We start from the raw sequence: 17,249 nt of genomic DNA, 5'->3' as shown, positions 1-17,249 counted from the left end.
TTTGGATAATTTAAAACCCTGAAGCGATCAAGCAGCAATCTTTGTCAGATCAATTCTTTGGGGCAACAGCTTGACGGAAGCATCCTCTTTCAGAGCCACGCGACAGCGAGCATGGGGCAGATAATTCTGTTCCAGTGGACATCTGGCACGCAAAAGCAAGTCACCAAGTCTGATTCTGTATTCCCAGAGGTCACCAAGAAACTCCCGGCCAAGCACACTGGCCTGGGCACCTGCATCAGCCACTAAACCAATGGATTGCGGATCAACCAGCACACATGCTTCATCCGGCCAGTCCTGCTGAAGATCCTCGAGCTGCACACGGTTCCTGAAACTGCCAAGAGCGCAAGACAACTCCCCATGCTTGGGTTGCTGCACTGGAATGACATTGCTCTGCAACACAAACGATCCAACAAAAGCTGTTGCGGGATCACGCACGATCTCCTGAGGGGACGAGCATTGGTGAAGCAAACCGTCTCTCATCACCGCCACACGATCACAGATCGCCAAAGCTTCACCTGGATCGTGGGTCACGATGACGCCACTCGCGCCACAGGCTTGCAACACCCCACTCAGTTCGCCGCGAAGGCGTAAACGAACCTCGACATCCAGGCTCGAAAAAGGTTCATCCAGCAAAACAACCTTGGGCGAGGGCGCCAAAGCCCTGGCGAGGGCCAAGCGTTGGCGCTGCCCACCGGACAGCTGATGGGGAAAGCGCTTCTCGAGCCCCTGAATCCCAAGCAGTTCAAACAACCAGGACACACGACTGGTGTCAGCGCCCCTCATCAGACCGAAACATGCGTTCTTCCAGGCCGTTAGGTGTGGGAAGAGGGCATAGTCCTGAAACACCATGCCAACGCCACGACGTTCAGGAGGAACCAGTCGCCCCGAGCCACCCACCGGATCCCCTCGCATGAAAATGGTGCCCTTGGCGGGATTTTCAAAGCCAGCGATGCAGCGCAGCAGAGTGGTTTTTCCGCAACCAGATGGACCCAGAAGCCCCAGCAGCTCTCCCTCTGCGATATCTATATCAATGCCCCTGAGCGACCAGCCATCGCCGGACCCTGGATACCGGTGCCAGATCGACTGGAGAGAAACAGGGTTCGCCACTATGCGCGATTGATTGAGTGATTAAGTCGAATCATGAAAAGAGACGTCCCGGACGGCTGCATCAATTGAGGACGCAAGGTGTGCGATTTAAACCTTGACCTTGGCTTGATGCATGGCCTTCATTAAAGGGTGTTTATCCCGTACCACCTCAAGAAAGTTGAAGGCCTAAGTGAGATTGAACACGACCCTAAATGCCGAGACCTGTAGTCATTCAGGAGCATCCCATAGCAATCATCAACCTCTGCCGCAGCTAAGCAAGGTGTATGCCGAGCACGAGTCGCAGGCAAAACAATCTCGACAAATATTCCGGCAAACCTTTTCCTTGGAAAGGCCTATCAGGGACATACCTGCCAAATCCTCAGACAAATCATTTGAACAGACATTCCATCAAGACGCTTCAGGTGCCCACATAGATACGCATGGGTAAAAACAGTTTCACCAGGCATGCATAGGCCCGTGATCGATGCGTGACCGGCCATAAGGATGCATTTAATCAAGCCACATCACAACAATTCAGATGCTGTTTGCCACCCCATGAACTGCTGTATAGACTCAACGAATCAATTGATTGACCAGCCAGAATGGCGATAACACCATTAATACGTTCAGGCAACCGATCTGTTCTTATCGTTCTTTCTGCGTCAATTGCCCTGTTGGCAATTTGGCCACTGATCAGTTTACTTAACGAAGCAATTCAAGCCTCAGAAGGTAATTTTCTCCAACTGAGCGCTGACGGCGGTGAACAGATTCTTGGCACCTTCCAACTTCTGATCGGCAGCGCATTCTTCGGAACGGTGATCGGAGCTGCCAACGGCTGGCTGCTCAGCAACTGTCGCTTCACAGGCCGGCGCTGGCTTCGCATTGCCCAGCTCATTCCCCTGGCAACGCCTGCCTATTTGCTGTCTGCCACGTTGATCGACCTCGGAAGCCGCAACGGAATCCTGATCAATGGCATCGGCTGGGGAATTGCCGTCATGGCACTCAGCACCTACCCCTACGTTTTCCTGTTAAGCACCGAAAGCTTCTCGGTGAGCGGTCGACGGCAGCTTGAAGCTTGCCGAAGCCTCGGTGTTGGGCCATGGCAAGCCTTCCGTCGTGTTGCACTACCCATTGCCCTGCCGGCCATCGGGGCAGGTGTTGCCCTGATGGGAATGGAGATCGTGAACGAACTGGGAGCGGTGGAACTGTTGGGAATTCCAAGTCTTTCCGCCGGCATCCTCGAGGCATGGCAGGCGGAGGGCAATCCCGCAGGGGCCATCGCTCTCGCGCTGGTCACACTGGTGATCGTTCTCAGCCTCGTTGCGGCTGAGCGTCAGTTGCGTCAACGCAGCCGTCGGTGGAGCGATGGTGTTGCCGGAGGTGATGCCACGGCCTGGGAACTGAAAGGCTCTCGAGCCTTGGCGGCGCAGATTCTCGGCCTGCTGCCACCCGCCCTGAGTCTTGGAATCCCTCTCTGCTGGGGTGTTCTGAACCTCGATCAGCTGAACCAGCCACAGAGTGAAGATCTCCTTGCAATGGTCTTACGCACCTTCCTGCTCGGGCTAGCCGCAGCCGTGCTTGCCGTCCTGGCATCCCTCATCCTCGCCCTGGCGAAACGCTGGATCGAGGCTGGCTGGCTGAAAGGCCTCACCTTCCTGGCCGGGATGGGCTACGCCATTCCAGGAACCGTGCTCGCCCTGGCTCTTTTATTCGCCAACACGCCCTGGCAGTTCAGTCCGATCATCCTTCTGCTTTGGGGGTACAGCGATCGTTTCCTGGCCGTTTCCAAAGGGGGGCTTGATGCCGCACTGGAGCGCATCAACCCTTCACTGGATGAGGCGGCAACGGGCATGGGGTTGAACTGGCTGCAGGTTCTCCAAAAAGTGCACTTTCCCCTGCTGCGCGGTCCAATGACGGTTGGCCTGCTGTTGGTGTTCGTCGACACGGTGAAGGAACTGCCACTCACATTCGCGCTGCGTCCCTTCGATTTCGACACCCTGTCCGTGAGGGTGTATCAGTACGCCGGTGATGAACGCCTTGCTGAAGCACTGTTGCCAGCTCTGATGATCCTGGTCTTGGGTCTGGCTGCATCGATGGCGCTTGTTCCGAGCCTGGATCAACGCCCTCGCCAGAGCTGACCGTTCATGCCTTGAGCCTGCGTTGTAGACGTTCGCAGAATCGATCGTCCGCTGCCACGGTGAATCGCCACAGGACTGGGGAGAGGAAACCCCATCAGCGTCAGCACATGAAAAAAGGCTCTGGGACAGTCTGCGCTCAGAATTCAAAACCGATCTGAACTCCAAAAACAGAAGGCGGTTTGAAAACCGTAATCACCAAATCTTTGTGTCCGAGACAAACGTTATCGACTGCAGATTCACCGCAGACATCAGCCTGAGCGGAAACTTCAATCCTGCGATTCAGGCGAATCATCCCCAAGCAAGGCTGTGGGGAATCAGATGCTTTTCAGAGCGTGTAAAACGATGCCCGCAACGATGCCAGACATGGTTAAATCTAGTTAAAGATAATGAGTTGCGCACTTGGCTTCGATTCACGATCGGCCTGAAGATTCCACACAAGAAAACGACCAACTAGCCATTGCCTCGCATTTAAGACAAGAGCGAATTGCCTTCATTGGGATCCTGGCAGCGTGGATCACAGGATTGGTCGGAAGCGCCTTAATCATCATTTTTCTTACCAATCTTCTGACCATTTTCCAGACAGGATTGGGGGATACATCCTGGGTTCAGCTGATGCAGGGTCTCTTAGGCGCTCTGCTTCTGGCGAGTGCCTTGACAGGGAGCATTGCCAAGCTCGTTTCATCGATCGACACAGCGAAGTCTGGAAGACTACGCATTTTTTTAATTCCACTTCTGATATGGCCAATCTTTTTGATCTACAGAGTACAACTATCAGATTTCAAAAGTTATCTCAGACGAATTTCTGAAGGGAGTCTTGTGGAATGGCTGGGTTTCGTTCTTTTTCTTGGCTCCAGTTTCCTGCTGTTGAAAGTAGCCTCAGAAGTCCGCGGCCCTATTGTTAGGTTTCTGACCCGTGTTGGCGGACTGGGGCTGTTTCTGTTGGCCATGGAGGAAATGAGCTGGGGCCAGATGATTTTCAACTGGAACTCACCGGCAATCATGGATCAACACAACATGCAGCAAGAGACAAACCTCCACAATCTCTCTTTTCTGCACTACCACACCTGGACCATTGCAGCGTCTGTTTTCACCCTGCTTTTTATCGCTTCACTCATCGGATTCTTGTTGCGCAGAAACGGAACGCTGCGTCTTGGATCCGTTGCCGACCTCCTGCTACCGATCGGTTGCACTGCAAGTTATTTCGCAATTGCCGCAGTGATGTATTGGGGCGTCGTGCTTGAAAAACAGGGGATTGATTTGGTTTATTTTCATACTCGCGAGCAGGAAATCGCCGAATTCCTTTTCGCTACAGGGGTTTTCATTCACGTTGTTTATCTCTTCCTGGATCTGCCGATTTCATCACTTAGAGCCAAACAATCAAGCCCGCAACAAACCGTTTAAGTCTTTTGCAATGCACTGAACAGTGTTTAAGCAACAAGAGCGTCATGACCGGCGGCTGATCCCCTTCAACAAGGCCCCATCAACAACCAACGCTCCACTGGCCAATAGATCCGCCAACGTCGAGATCACCCGGTAGCTGAGCACCACTGCGAGCAAAGGTGCTTCGGCCACCGAACTGCCAAGCCGCAACAAAAGCGTGGCCTCAAACACCCCAAGACCGCCCGGGGCACCTGGAACCACCAGGCCAACGGCATAGGCCAGCGAAAAGGAGGCCAGCCAGTGGAACCAGGCTGGATCCGGCAATTTGAACGCAAACACACAGCAATAAAAACCGAGGAAACGGCAGGCCACGAAACCCAACTGCCAGACCATTGGCGTCCATGGGTAGCCCCCACGACCACTGCCGTAGTTCTCGATTTCAAGGCGTCTTTCGCCGCTGCTCTCGAACTGGCGGGCCTTGAGGCGCTCGAGGCGCTGCAGGATCGGTTCACGCCAGCGCGGCACCATCAGGAGAGCTGGGAGCGGAGCGATCAACAGCAATCCGTTCTGCCAGCCCCCGACCACGATCATCAGAACCGACGCTGCCGCAATCAGGAGAGGGTCCAGGATCACCGCAGCCAGCGCCGGCCCTGCACCAATCTCGTGTCGCAGGACCCGCAACCGCTCAACAAGATGCCAGATCCCTCCGGGGAGGTACTTGAGCAGATTGCTTCGGACGAACAGCTGAATCACCTCCAGCTGCGGCGGGAGATGGCCAAGCCAACCAAGCAACAGTCGCCAGGCCGCTGCGTTCACAAGAATGCTGATCCAGCTGAGGCCGAGTCCCAGCACCAGCCACCACCAACCCCGGGCGTCCAGGGTCTGCTCTTGGAGTTGTCCGCCCTGCTGCACCAGGGCGACACCGATCAGCACAAGGCTGGCCAGGGTGATCCAAAGCTTTGGCTGGCGCAGCCAGCGCGCTACCAATCCCATGGTTCCTCGGATTCAAAGGGAACCGAAGCAGCAGCCAGACGCAACTCTTCAATGGAACGGCCACTCGTTCGGCTCAAGCGCTGAAGATCATCCGCTTCAGGCTTGACACTGCAGCGGCCATCCGGTCGACGCATCTGCTTGGCGCGCAGGGGGCCCCAGGCCGTCGTGAGGGTTCCAGAGCGGCGAGGCAAAACCCAGCGCCCCTGCTGCCGTTCGCGCAGGCCAAGACTTGAGCCCGTCGTCAACCAGACCTGACGAAGCGAATCCGCCTGTTCAGGGCTGACCAACGCTGTCACCGCATGGGCGGCCCGTCCCTTCTTCATCTGCAGGGGAGCCACCGCGGCATCCACCGCTCCAGCATCCCGCAACCGCGTCAGCAACCAAGCCAGATCCTCTGGTGAGGCGTCATCGATCCAGGCTTCCTGGACCACAAGAGGTTGCCAACGCAGTCCGGAGGACACATCCGCATCGACCTGCAGGCGCGAGATCCGCAACAGGTTCGGGCGGTCGAGTTGCCGGTGTCCGAGGCCAACGCCGACCGCAACCGGCACAAAGAGCGAAGGAGGCGTGAAACGCTCAGCCAGGGTCGCCATCAATGCCAGACCGGTTGGTGTTGTCAGCTCTCCGGGGGGAAACCCTTCGGAATGCTTGAGCGGGATGGCATGGCGGCGAGCGAGTTCCAGGACGGCGGGAGCCGGCACCGGCAGAACACCATGGGCTGTCCGCACCGATCCATGGCCCGTTGGTGGAGGGGTGCAGCTGACTACATCCGGCTGCATGTGTCGCACGGCAGCACACACACCCACCACATCCACCAGAGCATCGATGGCGCCGACTTCATGAAAATGCACGGCGTCCGCCTCACAGCCATGAACTGCGGCCTCGGCTTCGGCCAGAGCGCTGAACACCTTCAACACCTGCGTCTGCAGGTCCCGATCCAGTGACGCGTTCTGGATCAGATCACGAATCTCAGCCCAGTGCCTGTGCGGCGGATCCGGCTCCAGGCTCTGCACTGCAACCCGCCGCCCCCTCAGGCCACCGCTGCGCGCCTCGAGAACCTCAAGCCGAAACCGGCCGCTAAGTCCAAGCGCAGCCAATGGGCTCTCGATCACATCTAAGGGAACGCCCAGATCGATGAGGCCTGCCAGGAGCATGTCCCCGGCGAGGCCCGTTGGGCAATCAACGTGCAGGTCCACTGTCACAAGTTGTCTGTCACGAGTTCACTGTCACAGGCCCTCTGTCATCGCATTAAGCGTGGCGCGAGGCTGAGCAGATCTCCGGCCTTGATCTCAAGATCCTGGAGACGGCGTCTGAGCTGCTGCTCAATCTCGCGACGGGCGCGACGCTGTTCTCTCTGAGCGGTGCCCACATCGTGACCGGAAAGCCCCCAGAGACGTCCAAGCAGAGCTCGGTCATCAGCGCCGCCGCGGGCCACGCCATATACGACCGTTTCGGCTGCGATGCCAGCCTGCAGCACCCGGCTCCAGCGCCGAAGATCTTCAAGGGGCATGCGAACGCTCTCTGGAACGCTGAATTCAGTTGCTCCGCTGCTGCGCAAACCTGCCTGAAGGCAGGCCAGGGTGCCCACCATCACCCGCTGGACAGGAAGCTGCTCATTCTCAGCAATCAGGAGATGGCCGGCTTCATGCACGGCGATTCTGCGCAGCCTCGCCTCACCACCGGGGAGCGCTTCAGCCAGAACGTGACCACCCATGCCCTGCCAGGTGGCTGCATCGACACTCAAGGCAACCAATCCGCCACCGACAAAAATCACAATCCAGGCGGGAGAGATCCCAATCGCCGGCCCGAAGGCTCCCAAACAAGTGATCAGCGCGACGGCGACACCCGCTCTGAGCGCCCCTGTGGAGCCCTGCCCCTCCTCCATCAGACGCCGGCGCGACCGCTTCGTTGGATGGATGGTCCACGACCAGTGGCCTGACGGCCTCGACCGCCCTTGGATTTGCCCCCGCGCGTCGGCATTGGAGCAATCACATCAAATCCTTCCAAATGCAGAGACTGACCCTGACGGCGAAGCGCAAGGCTGACGAAGTGACGCAGGTGCTCAAGGGGAATATCCCCCTTCACCTGAATCTTGAAGGGGAGCGGACGGCTGCCGTCTGCTCTGGGTTGCTGGCGAATCTTGACCACCAGTTCACCTGTTTCAGGCTTCGTGTAGATCAACTCGCCTCGAACTGAGAAGAAGTCATCTCCTTCCGCCAGTCGATCTTCAGCGCCGTCTTGATCGGGCGAGAGCGTGCTGGGCTCCCAGATCCCAGCAATCTGAAGGTGGAGATGCTCACTTTCTCGGCAACGCGGATAAACAACCCAGAGGTGGGCTTCATCCATGGCCAGATGGCGCTTCATCAGGGTGAGCACCCGTCCCAGCACAACGGTCTCCAGCTCGTTGCCATTGGCATCAATGAGCATGCCCCGGGTGGGCTGGTCGTCTTCCTTGGACTTGTAAACGCCCCGTACGACACCAATCGCCCGATATTGCAACGGCTCGGTGACCGGGGGGATTGGATGGTCTCGCATTGAAAACTGAGCGGTGAAATAGCCGCGGCAACACCCTAGCCGGGGCGAAGCAGTCACTACAGACTGGGCCGCGAGCTTTCAGCAGCGATGCCTGGTCGACGCGTGGCCGTGATCTCCCTGGTGGCAGCAGGAGCAGGGCTCCTGGCGTCTCTTTCACTGTCCTGGTGGCTTCCGGGCATCTCAGGACAGAGCAAGCGAACCATCGGCGACCACCGGGTCTCAGATCTGATCCGTCAGGGAAACATTGATGATCTTGGCGCTGCAGATCGACAGGAACTGCTTGAACAGTTGCTGGCAGCCGGTCAGCGACAGGAGGCTCAACAGCTTCTGGAAGACTCAATTGGAGCGCCACGTTCACGTCGGGAGCGACTGCTGCTCATCGATCTCCAGCTCCGCAACGGCGACGTTCAGGCCGCATCAAGGGGACTGAACCAATTGCAGCGCCTGCATCCAGCCGACCCGGATGTCCTCCTTCTGCAGGCCCTGTTGAACCTGCAGAAGGAGTCTCCAGAGGTGGCTCTGAAAGCGATGGAACAACGTTTTAAAAGCGCAGCTGCAGCTCAGCGAATCGAGCTTGGATTGCTTCTGGCAGATGCGCAGCTCAGAAGCGGGAAGCCGGCGTCAGCTGAGGCGACCTACCAAACGCTCGCCAAAACCGATCCGCAGGACACACGCCCTCTCATCGCCCACGCACTCCTCACTCAAGAAGCTGGAGACCACAATCTGCTGATGGCGTTGTTGGCAGAGGCACGACGGCGGGACGAAGCCGCTGGCCGTTCCACAGATCGCATTGATGAACTGGCAGCCGGATGGGGGATTTCCGCCACTCGACTCAAGGTGCTTGGACCGCGCCAGGGGACGCCTCAAACGCCTTGAGGGCAGCATCAACCGCATCCGATGGCGGCGTTGCGTCATCCATCATTCCCGACTGACGCAGACGATTGATCAGATCCATGGGGTTGGTGGCATCGAGAACGTCTGAGCTCTCTCCACCGCCGTAAATCGCACGTTCCTCGCGGTTCTGGAACGGGGTCTCAACTTGTGCTGCCACGCCGGTAGCCAAGCCTGGAGTCAAGATCACTGCGGCAAGGGTGGACCACGCCAGACGGCAGAACATCGACCTGCTCAGAAAGATGCCGAATGCTAAGCGTCATTTGCTGATCGGTTAAGTCCATGCGGATTGCCTCGTGGAATGTGAACTCGGTGCGGACCCGCCTGGAGCATGTGCTGACTTGGCTGGCAGCCGAGCAACCCGATCTGCTCTGCCTGCAGGAAACCAAGGTGGATGATCCGATCTTTCCGCTGGAGCGGTTCGAGCAGCAGGGTTGGCATGTCAGCGTTCATGGACAGAAGGCCTACAACGGTGTGGCTCTGGTGAGCCGAACACCGCTGGAGGACGTTCGCTGCGGATTCCTCAGCGAGCTGCCGGATGATGCGGAAGCCGATCGCCTTGGGGAGCAAAAGCGGGTGATCAGCGCTCTTCTCGATGGCGTGAGGGTGCTCAACCTTTACGTGCCCAACGGATCATCCGTGGGGTCAGAGAAATACCGCTACAAGCTCGAGTGGCTCAGATGTCTGCAGCGGTACCTCAAGGCGCTGTCGGCACGGGATGAGCCGCTCTGCATGGTGGGGGACTTCAACATCGCTCCCGAGGCCAAAGACATCCACGACCCCGAGCGTCTGATGGGGGGAATCATGGCGACGGAAGACGAACGCACGGCCCTGCTCCGTGCCATGGATGGCCGACTCCATGACGTCTTCCGGTTATTTGAATCCGAGACAGGTCACTGGAGCTGGTGGGACTACCGCACCGGAGCCTGGGATCGCGATCAAGGCTGGCGCATCGACCACATTTATCTGTGCGACGAGTTGCTTAACCGCGCTCGAAGCTGCTCGATCCACAAGGCTGAACGAGGCTTGAACCAGCCCAGCGACCATGCCCCGGTGAGCGTCGATCTGGACTGGCCACCAGCTGAGGATGACCTGGACGATGAATCGCTGTTCTGAATGCCCCTTCGCTCGTCTCAGAACAGATCCACCCCGGTCGGCAGGGTGACCGATCGCCTGGCTGATTCCCCACAGGTTTTCGGCGTCGGCAGCACCTTGCCAGGATTCGCCCGTTGATCCGGGTCGAAGGCCCGACGCAGCAAGGCCATGGTTTCGAGGTCGTCTGGAGCAAACATCCAATCGAGGTAGCAGCGCTTATCGGCCCCGATGCCGTGCTCTCCACTGATGCTGCCGCCAACGGCAAGGCACTCCTTGAGGATGGCAGCCCCGAGCGCCTTAACGCGGCTCTCCGCCTTCGGTTCAGTTGCTGAGTAGAGAATCAGTGGATGGAGGTTGCCGTCGCCTGCGTGGAACACGTTGGCCACGGGCAGGCCGTGTTCGCGGCTGAGCCGTTCAATGGCCGTCAGAACTGTTGGGAGGCTGCTTCTCGGCACCACCCCGTCCTGCACGTAGTACGTGGGTGTGATCTTCCCAACTGCGGAGAAGGCGGACTTACGTCCTTTCCAAAGGACCGCACATTCGGTGGGATCCTCCGCGCGCCGCAGCCCCCTCGCCCCGGCCTCGTGGCACAACTTCTCAGCCTGAACCGCTGAAGCCTGAACTTCCGCCTCCTGGCCATCTAGCTCAATCAGAAGTACCGCTGCTGCATCCCGGGGGTATTCGTCGTATCCAAAGAAATCATCGACTGCATTGATGGTCACGTTGTCCATGATTTCCATCCCGGACGGCAACAGACCGGCAGCCGTTACCGCCCGTACCGCTTCGCCGGCAGCCTCCATCGTGGAAAAGTCGGCCAGGAGAACATTCACGCAGTCCGGTGCTCTGAGCAGCCGAAGCGTGATGGCCGTGGCAATCCCAAGCGTTCCTTCACTGCCAATGAATGCCCCTCGAAGGTCGAGTTCCGGCGTTTCCGCGAGGGGGCCTGCCAATGAGGTGACGGTCCCATCAGGCAGAACCACCTCAAGGCCGAGAACGTGGTTACTGGTGACTCCGTACTTGAGGCAGTGCACTCCGCCGGAGTTCTCAGCGACGTTGCCACCGATGCTGCAAACCACCTGACTGGAGGGATCCGGAGCGTAATAAAACCCCTCGCCGGCGACGGCACGGGTCACCCAGCTGTTGATCACGCCTGGTTGCACCGTGACGCAATGGTTATCGAGATCAACCTTCAGCACCCGCCGCATCCGACTGGTGACCACCAACAAGGCCTGCTGGTCCACCAAAGCCCCTCCGGACAGTCCGGTGCCACTGCCGCGCGCAACAAAGGGGACGTTGTGCTGGTGGCAGAGACGGAGAGCGGCCGACACCTGTTCTGTTGTCTCGGGCAACACCGCCAGCGGCGGGCAATGGCGCTCCAAGGTCAATCCGTCACAGTCGTAACTGAACAACTCCTGGCGCCTTGAGAGGACCGATTTGGCGGGCAGCTGACGGCGCAAATCCCTTTCCAGAGCTGACCAGTCGTGGGACACGCGGGATTGCTTCTTCGGCACACGCTAAGGAGTGACCGGGGACCTTGAGACACACTTCAGGCGCATCGGGGCATTCTTGGGTCAGGATGTTGCACGGTTTGCAACTGCCCTTTGGCGTCGGTCACCGTGACAAGTCCCGCGTTGAACACCAGCCGCTCTGAGGCCATCTTCAGTGCCGCCCAGGCCCTAATGCCCGGTGGCGTCAGCTCTCCAGTACGGGCTTTCAAGTCGGTTGGAGGCCAGCCGATCGTGTTCGACCGGGTGAAAGGGCCCTACGCCTGGGACGTCGACGGCAACAAATACATCGACTACATCGGCAGCTGGGGACCGGCCATCTGCGGCCATGCCCACCCTGAGGTCACCAGCGCGCTTCAGGAAGCGATCGAGAAGGGCACAAGCTTCGGAGCGCCCTGTGGGTTGGAGAACACCCTGGCTGAAATGGTGATCGACGCCGTTCCCAGCGTGGAAATGGTGCGTTTCGTCAACAGCGGAACCGAAGCCTGCATGGCGGTGCTGCGCTTGATGCGCGCTTTCACGGGTCGCGACAAGGTGATCAAGTTTGAAGGCTGCTACCACGGCCATGCCGACATGTTCCTGGTGAAGGCCGGCTCTGGTGTGGCCACCCTCGGGCTGCCGGACTCACCCGGTGTTCCCCGCAGCACCACCGCCAACACGCTGACAGCCCCCTATAACGACCTCGAGGCGGTGAAGCAGCTGTTCGCTGAAAACCCCGGGGCCATCTCTGGCGTCATCCTTGAGCCAATTGTCGGCAATGCGGGGTTCATCACGCCTGAGCCTGGTTTCCTAGAAGGGCTGAGGGAACTCACCAAAGAGAACGGCGCTCTCCTGGTGTTCGACGAAGTGATGACGGGCTTCCGCATCAGTTATGGCGGCGCACAGGCCCATTTCGGTGTCACCCCCGATCTCACCACGATGGGCAAAGTGATCGGCGGCGGACTCCCGGTTGGAGCCTATGGAGGCCGCCGAGACATCATGGAGATGGTGGCCCCCGCAGGCCCGATGTATCAGGCGGGGACGTTGAGCGGTAACCCCCTAGCGATGACCGCGGGAATCAAGACGCTTGAACTGCTGAAGCAACCCGGCACCTACGAGAAGTTGGCTGCCACCACCGAAACGCTGCTCAACGGCATTCTCGAGATCGGTCGCGAAGCGGGGCTTCCCATCACGGGCGGCAGCGTGAGCGCCATGTTCGGCTTCTTCCTGTGCGAGGGCCCGGTCCGCAACTTCGAGGAGGCCAAGTCCACTGATGCCGAACGATTCGGCAAACTCCACCGCGCCATGTTGGAGCGAGGCGTGTACCTGGCGCCCAGCGCTTTTGAAGCAGGCTTTACCTCCCTGGCCCACTCGGAAGCGGATATCGAAACAACGCTGAACGCATTCCGCGAAAGCTTCGCTGCAATCGCCTGAGGACGGCATGTTGCTGCTGGCTGCTGCATCGACACCACCACCGCTGATCTGCACGATTGAAACGGTGGAGAGCCGCTGGCAATCCAAACCGATTCGTTCGATTCGGGTTCTCGAGGGCATGCAGTTCAACTTGAACCCTGGTCCTCCGATCGAGGTGGAACCCCGTTATGTGATCGACAGCCGCTTGACGCTGCTGGCTGAAGAACAACAGCCGCCTGTTGTGTCCCAGCAAGCGGATGGCAGCATCAACTACCGCTGGGCTTTTGATGCGCCCCTCGGTGCCATCGCCAAGGCTCCAAGCGACCCCGTCACAATCCAAGAATCACTGGCCTCCATTGAGGGACACCTGACCATCCAGTCGGACAAACGATTCACCCTTATGAATCTCTCCACCATCAGCGCTCAAAACGGTGAGGGGGTTCTAACGCGCTTGCGTGAAGAGGCTTCCGGCCGGTGCGATGAGCAGCCCTGAACCCTTGATGCCCGCGGCCAGGCGGGCCGCCCTGAAAGCCCATGCGCCATACTCGCACTTCCGCGTCGGTGCAGCGGTGCGCTGCTCAAACGGAGAGATCGTTGAGGGTTGCAATGTGGAAAATGCCAGTTACGGACTGAGCATCTGCGCCGAGCGTGTCGCCCTCTTCAGCGCCGTGGCCCGGGGGTTGCAGCCAAAAGAACTCGCCGTGAGTTGCCTGGATGCCCCTTCCGTTGGTCCTGACGGGCTGCGGATGCCCTGCGGGGCCTGTCGTCAGGTGATGCTGGAACTCATGCCTGGTGAGGCAACGGTTCACATCGACGGGGTTGGTTCACGCCGATTGGCCGAGTTGCTACCAGATGCGTTTTCGCTGGTGGCGGACGACGATCGCCAATAACGTCGGACCAGGAGTTTCAGGCAGCTGATGAACTGGCGACTGTGGCCCGGGATGCTCGTGCTAGCCACCTCCCCTTGTCTGGCACAGACGGAGACCGACCCATGCCTGCAAGCGGCCGATTACAAGGGCTGTAAGGAGTACCACTCAGGTGGCCCCGTTCAGGGCAAGGTTGACGTCTCAGCACCCAGCGATCACAACTACAGGCCGGGCTCCGTACGCCAACAGAAGGTGCGGGGACGCTACGGGCGCTACCTGGCCTTCACGGGCACAACCCTGAATGAGTACGCCGGCTCACCTGCCAGATACAACCCTGGATCACCGGGACGCAGGGTTTGTACCACCAACACCACACCCAATGGGCTGTACAAGACCACAACCTGCAAACAAGAGGGCTACATAGCGCCGAGCTACACCCCCGCGACACCGGGCGGCATTGAACGACGCAGCTTCCGCTACCAGCTGGACTGCAAGGATCTCACCTTCGACAGAAAGGGCGATTACAGCGGATTCGGCAACAAAGGCTGGATGTCCGTGGGTGAAGACCCAACGGCCCAGGCCGTGGCCGATCGCTACTGCCCAATCATCGACAGCGTGCCCAAGCCATTCGACATGGATGAGGACACCTGAGTGCTCAGCACCTGAACAGGGTTTGGCGGATCTAGCCCTTTGCCCAGAGGGCCAGGGCTTTTCCAGGATCTGATAGGGCTTTGATGCTGTCGTAGAAGAAGTCCTGCCAGCCCTCAGCCGGCAGACCGGCAAACAGCATCAGGTTCAGCGGGTACTGCTCGGAATCGGTGCAGCGGCGGAAGTCGTCGCGAAACAGAAAGGTGGGTTTACCCAGGGCGATCGCCGCCCCCAGTTCCACCATCACCCCCTCATCCGGCGGCGTCCCGTTCACGATGGCGAGAAGAGCATCGGCGTCGCGAACGTCCTGCATGTCGCGCTGTGCCACCGCGTAGGCCCAACCGGGCTGGGCCAGATCCACCTGGCCGTTGCGAGCGAATGGTTCCCACACCTCAAGCCCTAGGCCCTCAAGTGCAGCGATGAACTCGGGCAGCAGCAAGCGTTTCCACTGCTCGGAGAAACCGTAAGGCGATGCGAGATAGATCGTTGAACGCGCCATCAGTCCAGCCCGCGAGAGGCACGAAACAGCCGTTCATCGGCACGGGCTCTCTGAAGGTTTTCCCAGGGGAACACCAGCCACTCCTGACTGTTGGTGACGTCAACAGCCTCCCACCAGGCTGGGGAGATCTTGCTGACCCAAACCGCAAAGGCTGCATCGGGCCACTGCTGACGCAGGGCCGCGAGGGTCTGCCCCGTTTCGAACACCTCATCAACGATCAGACACCTGGATTCTGGAGCCATCAGCAGGGGCAACTCCAGGACATGACTCAGAGCCACAGCGAGGCACAAACCACCGCGAGGCACGCCATAGATGCCAGGAATTGAGCGATCTTGAAAGCGTTCCGCCAACGCGGAGACGGCCAGATCAAACTGCTGCCAGGTGAGCTCCCTCATGGCCGGAGAATGGCAGATCCACCCGGAAGTTATCGGATGCCTGCAGACATTCCCCCTCAGGAACAGCTGCGCAAGTGGTTCCGCAGCCATCTGCTCGGACGCGAACTGGAGCTGCAGGATCTCTACGAGCTCCCCCAGGGTGATCTCGATCTTCTGATGGCCGAAACAGCTGAAATTCGCTCCGACCCGGAGAACCGATCCCGCAGTCACGGTCGCTGGTGCACAGCTGGCTACGTCCTGGAGCTGGCCAGGATCATCGATCGTCGCCGCAGCGCTGGGTCCTAGTCGACCAACGCGGGAGCAGACAATCACGCAGTCTTAACTAACCACAAGCGCTCTTAAATCAAGCCGCCTTGAGATAGATTTTTCGGCCGGCTTCATCCAATCGATAGCGCCCTCCACGCGGCCCTATATGGATCGCTTCAAAATCAACAACCTTTAACAACCCTCGACCAGCCGCCTCATCTTTCTCGGAACGCGAACGTTCTGACAACTGGATGACGCTGGCGTCGGTTGATGGAGCCTCTGCCAGGGCATCACCGAAATCGACCCCTGGCTTGAAGAGATTGAGCCCGGTTTTCAGAAATAAAAAAGTTGCCGTACGCATCGAAAACAAATATCTATTGATCTATTATGGGGTGGTGTCAAGTTGACAACTGTCAATTCAGCACACTCAAAGGGGCATAATTTCAAGATGTTGTGCCATACCCATGAAACCCAACACAAGCAGGGCAACCGCAACAAAAGAGAGCCCGATCGCTACATCGTTGTGCCTTTTCCGTTCTGAATAAGATCGCATAGCATCTTGAAGAGGTACGAAAACTTACGGGCAAAAAAGTTTTTTCCTTCGAGAAAACATAAATCTTGCCACTCCAACACCTAACTTCATCTAGTTTTGTGCGCTCTTTTCGGGCCATCCATCGGCGGAACGCATCCTTTTTCAGCGGCCCCAGGCAACAGGGATGACTAGAACTGAACAAAGACCATGACTATCACATGCGCTTAACAGCATTTCTGGCAGCACTTGCTCTCTTCGCACCCAGTGCCTTCGCTCATCAAGGCAAAGTAAGCGCACAGGGGCCAACCGAGGAGTTTGCCACTGCCCAGGCGATGCGTCTTGTCCCCAAGGGCGCAACGATCACCGACACGAGCTGCACCAGCATTGATGTGGGATTTGAAAGCCGCTACAAATGCACATTAACTTACGATGATACAAATAAAGACTAGACCTTTCAGATCGACTAAATAGCAAATCCGAACTTATAGACTACTATGAGCAGGCACCAATCACTGAATCAAATAGCAACAAGTGACCCTCTTGATTAGCGATAATTTTCAAACTGCAACGGCACATCCAATTCATCTTCCTTACTTTTCACCAACTGAATAGCAGCCTGCAGATCATCCTTGCTCTTGCCTGTGATCCGTACACTTTCACCCTGAATCGCCACGGTCACTTTCTTCAGCTCATCACGAACGAGTTTGCTGAGCTTCTTGGCAATCTCCTGACTGAGCCCCTTGCGCAACTTCACAACCTGCTTTACACGGTTACCACCAACACTCTCAGGATCCTGAAAATCAAAAATCTTCAGTGAAAGATTGCGCTTGGTCGCTTTGGTTCTCAACACATCCACCACAGCCTGAAGAGTCATATCGCTGGCGGTGGTGATCACAAGTTCGGTTTCCTCAAGATCCAACTGTGTGTTGGAGTCCTTGAGGTCATATCGGTTGCCAACGTCTCGACGCACCTGATCAAGGGTATTGACCAGCTCCTGTCGATCGAAATCGGAGACAACATCGAATGAGGACGTATTTGAAGCCAAGCC

Annotated in this window: 22 protein-coding genes; 10 read left to right on the top strand and 12 right to left on the bottom strand. The window is 58.1% G+C overall.

The window, feature by feature from the left end:
* Positions 1-27: 27 nt before the first annotated feature.
* Positions 28-1,107: an ABC transporter ATP-binding protein gene (locus SYN9616_RS0100785; RefSeq protein ID WP_156918612.1), complete on the bottom strand. Its 1,080-nt coding sequence runs from the start codon at positions 1,105-1,107 to the stop codon at positions 28-30.
* Positions 1,108-1,688: 581 nt separating this feature from the next.
* Here SYN9616_RS0100785 and SYN9616_RS0100780 point away from each other — a divergent pair.
* Positions 1,689-3,224 (top strand): iron ABC transporter permease, encoded by a 1,536-nt coding sequence (locus tag SYN9616_RS0100780; RefSeq protein WP_028951427.1) that lies wholly within the window; start codon positions 1,689-1,691, stop codon positions 3,222-3,224.
* 136 nt (positions 3,225-3,360) lie between these two features.
* Here SYN9616_RS0100780 and SYN9616_RS17765 read toward each other — a convergent pair whose 3' ends face one another.
* Entirely contained in the window at positions 3,361-3,516 is a 156-nt protein-coding gene (locus SYN9616_RS17765; protein ID WP_232199850.1) for a hypothetical protein, read from the bottom strand.
* Positions 3,517-3,623: 107 nt separating this feature from the next.
* Here SYN9616_RS17765 and SYN9616_RS14895 point away from each other — a divergent pair, with 107 nt between their 5' ends.
* Positions 3,624-4,625, top strand: a complete 1,002-nt coding sequence (locus SYN9616_RS14895) for a hypothetical protein (RefSeq protein ID WP_051410893.1) — start codon at positions 3,624-3,626, stop codon at positions 4,623-4,625.
* A 42-nt stretch (positions 4,626-4,667) separates the two neighbouring features.
* Here SYN9616_RS14895 and SYN9616_RS0100765 read toward each other — a convergent pair whose 3' ends face one another.
* Genes SYN9616_RS0100765 through SYN9616_RS0100750 form a run of 4 tightly spaced genes read right to left on the bottom strand, consistent with a single transcriptional unit; the run spans position 4,668 to position 8,132 of the window.
* Positions 4,668-5,597: a lysylphosphatidylglycerol synthase transmembrane domain-containing protein gene (locus SYN9616_RS0100765; RefSeq protein WP_028951426.1), complete on the bottom strand. Its 930-nt coding sequence runs from the start codon at positions 5,595-5,597 to the stop codon at positions 4,668-4,670.
* Complete coding sequence (larC, locus tag SYN9616_RS0100760) at positions 5,585-6,793, bottom strand: nickel pincer cofactor biosynthesis protein LarC (protein ID WP_037991139.1); 1,209 nt, start codon at positions 6,791-6,793, stop codon at positions 5,585-5,587. The genes SYN9616_RS0100765 and larC overlap by 13 nt, the downstream gene beginning before the upstream one ends.
* Positions 6,794-6,837: 44 nt before the next feature.
* Complete coding sequence (locus SYN9616_RS0100755) at positions 6,838-7,485, bottom strand: hypothetical protein (RefSeq protein ID WP_028951424.1); 648 nt, start codon at positions 7,483-7,485, stop codon at positions 6,838-6,840.
* Complete coding sequence (locus SYN9616_RS0100750) at positions 7,482-8,132, bottom strand: hypothetical protein (RefSeq protein ID WP_028951423.1); 651 nt, start codon at positions 8,130-8,132, stop codon at positions 7,482-7,484. The genes SYN9616_RS0100755 and SYN9616_RS0100750 overlap by 4 nt, the downstream gene beginning before the upstream one ends.
* Before the next feature lie 87 nt (positions 8,133-8,219).
* On the opposite strand from SYN9616_RS0100750, the gene SYN9616_RS14890 reads away from it, so the two are divergent.
* On the top strand, positions 8,220-9,008 hold the full coding sequence (locus SYN9616_RS14890) for a lipopolysaccharide assembly protein LapB (RefSeq protein ID WP_051410891.1): 789 nt from the start codon (positions 8,220-8,222) through the stop codon (positions 9,006-9,008).
* Here the strand turns inward: SYN9616_RS14890 and SYN9616_RS0100740 are convergent.
* Positions 8,965-9,249 (bottom strand): hypothetical protein, encoded by a 285-nt coding sequence (locus SYN9616_RS0100740; RefSeq protein WP_028951422.1) that lies wholly within the window; start codon positions 9,247-9,249, stop codon positions 8,965-8,967. The genes SYN9616_RS14890 and SYN9616_RS0100740 overlap by 44 nt on opposite strands.
* Positions 9,250-9,305: 56 nt before the next feature.
* On the opposite strand from SYN9616_RS0100740, the gene xth reads away from it, so the two are divergent.
* A complete protein-coding gene (gene xth / locus SYN9616_RS0100735) occupies positions 9,306-10,139 on the top strand; it encodes an exodeoxyribonuclease III (RefSeq protein ID WP_028951421.1) in 834 nt (277 codons plus the stop codon).
* A 17-nt stretch (positions 10,140-10,156) separates the two neighbouring features.
* Here xth and SYN9616_RS0100730 read toward each other — a convergent pair whose 3' ends face one another.
* A complete protein-coding gene (locus tag SYN9616_RS0100730) occupies positions 10,157-11,608 on the bottom strand; it encodes an FAD-linked oxidase C-terminal domain-containing protein (RefSeq protein WP_028951420.1) in 1,452 nt (483 codons plus the stop codon).
* A 126-nt stretch (positions 11,609-11,734) separates the two neighbouring features.
* Here SYN9616_RS0100730 and hemL point away from each other — a divergent pair, with 126 nt between their 5' ends.
* The 4 genes from hemL to SYN9616_RS0100710 are packed head-to-tail and all read left to right on the top strand — an operon-like array spanning position 11,735 to position 14,532.
* Positions 11,735-13,036, top strand: a complete 1,302-nt coding sequence (gene hemL / locus SYN9616_RS0100725) for a glutamate-1-semialdehyde 2,1-aminomutase (RefSeq protein WP_037991134.1) — start codon at positions 11,735-11,737, stop codon at positions 13,034-13,036.
* 7 nt (positions 13,037-13,043) lie between these two features.
* Positions 13,044-13,508: a hypothetical protein gene (locus SYN9616_RS14885; protein WP_051410890.1), complete on the top strand. Its 465-nt coding sequence runs from the start codon at positions 13,044-13,046 to the stop codon at positions 13,506-13,508.
* 7 nt (positions 13,509-13,515) lie between these two features.
* Complete coding sequence (locus tag SYN9616_RS0100715; RefSeq protein ID WP_232199845.1) at positions 13,516-13,905, top strand: cytidine deaminase; 390 nt, start codon at positions 13,516-13,518, stop codon at positions 13,903-13,905.
* 27 nt (positions 13,906-13,932) lie between these two features.
* Positions 13,933-14,532, top strand: coding sequence for a hypothetical protein (locus SYN9616_RS0100710; protein WP_156918611.1), 600 nt, complete (start codon positions 13,933-13,935; stop codon positions 14,530-14,532).
* A gap of 31 nt (positions 14,533-14,563) precedes the next feature.
* On the opposite strand, the gene SYN9616_RS0100705 is transcribed toward SYN9616_RS0100710, so the two are convergent.
* Complete coding sequence (locus SYN9616_RS0100705; RefSeq protein WP_028951416.1) at positions 14,564-15,028, bottom strand: nucleoside 2-deoxyribosyltransferase; 465 nt, start codon at positions 15,026-15,028, stop codon at positions 14,564-14,566.
* The gene (locus SYN9616_RS0100700) at positions 15,028-15,423 is read right to left on the bottom strand and encodes a phosphoribosyltransferase (protein ID WP_028951415.1); all 396 of its coding nucleotides are present in this window, start codon (positions 15,421-15,423) and stop codon (positions 15,028-15,030) included. The genes SYN9616_RS0100705 and SYN9616_RS0100700 overlap by 1 nt, the downstream gene beginning before the upstream one ends.
* A gap of 36 nt (positions 15,424-15,459) precedes the next feature.
* Here SYN9616_RS0100700 and SYN9616_RS0100695 point away from each other — a divergent pair, with 36 nt between their 5' ends.
* On the top strand, positions 15,460-15,708 hold the full coding sequence (locus SYN9616_RS0100695) for a hypothetical protein (protein WP_028951414.1): 249 nt from the start codon (positions 15,460-15,462) through the stop codon (positions 15,706-15,708).
* Between the two features lie 58 nt (positions 15,709-15,766).
* On the opposite strand, the gene SYN9616_RS0100690 is transcribed toward SYN9616_RS0100695, so the two are convergent.
* Positions 15,767-16,039 (bottom strand): hypothetical protein, encoded by a 273-nt coding sequence (locus tag SYN9616_RS0100690; RefSeq protein ID WP_232199841.1) that lies wholly within the window; start codon positions 16,037-16,039, stop codon positions 15,767-15,769.
* 380 nt (positions 16,040-16,419) lie between these two features.
* On the opposite strand from SYN9616_RS0100690, the gene SYN9616_RS0100685 reads away from it, so the two are divergent.
* Positions 16,420-16,650: a hypothetical protein gene (locus tag SYN9616_RS0100685; protein WP_037990537.1), complete on the top strand. Its 231-nt coding sequence runs from the start codon at positions 16,420-16,422 to the stop codon at positions 16,648-16,650.
* A 95-nt stretch (positions 16,651-16,745) separates the two neighbouring features.
* Here the strand turns inward: SYN9616_RS0100685 and SYN9616_RS0100680 are convergent, their stop codons facing one another.
* Positions 16,746-17,246, bottom strand: a complete 501-nt coding sequence (locus SYN9616_RS0100680; RefSeq protein ID WP_028951411.1) for a YajQ family cyclic di-GMP-binding protein — start codon at positions 17,244-17,246, stop codon at positions 16,746-16,748.
* Between the last annotated feature and the right edge of the window lie 3 nt (positions 17,247-17,249).

Origin of the sequence: Synechococcus sp. CC9616 (assembly GCF_000515235.1) — a bacterium.
GTDB lineage: Bacteria > Cyanobacteriota > Cyanobacteriia > PCC-6307 > Cyanobiaceae > Parasynechococcus.
Note: the sequence above shows the minus strand (reverse complement) of the source record. Positions and strands in the feature narration are given on the sequence as shown.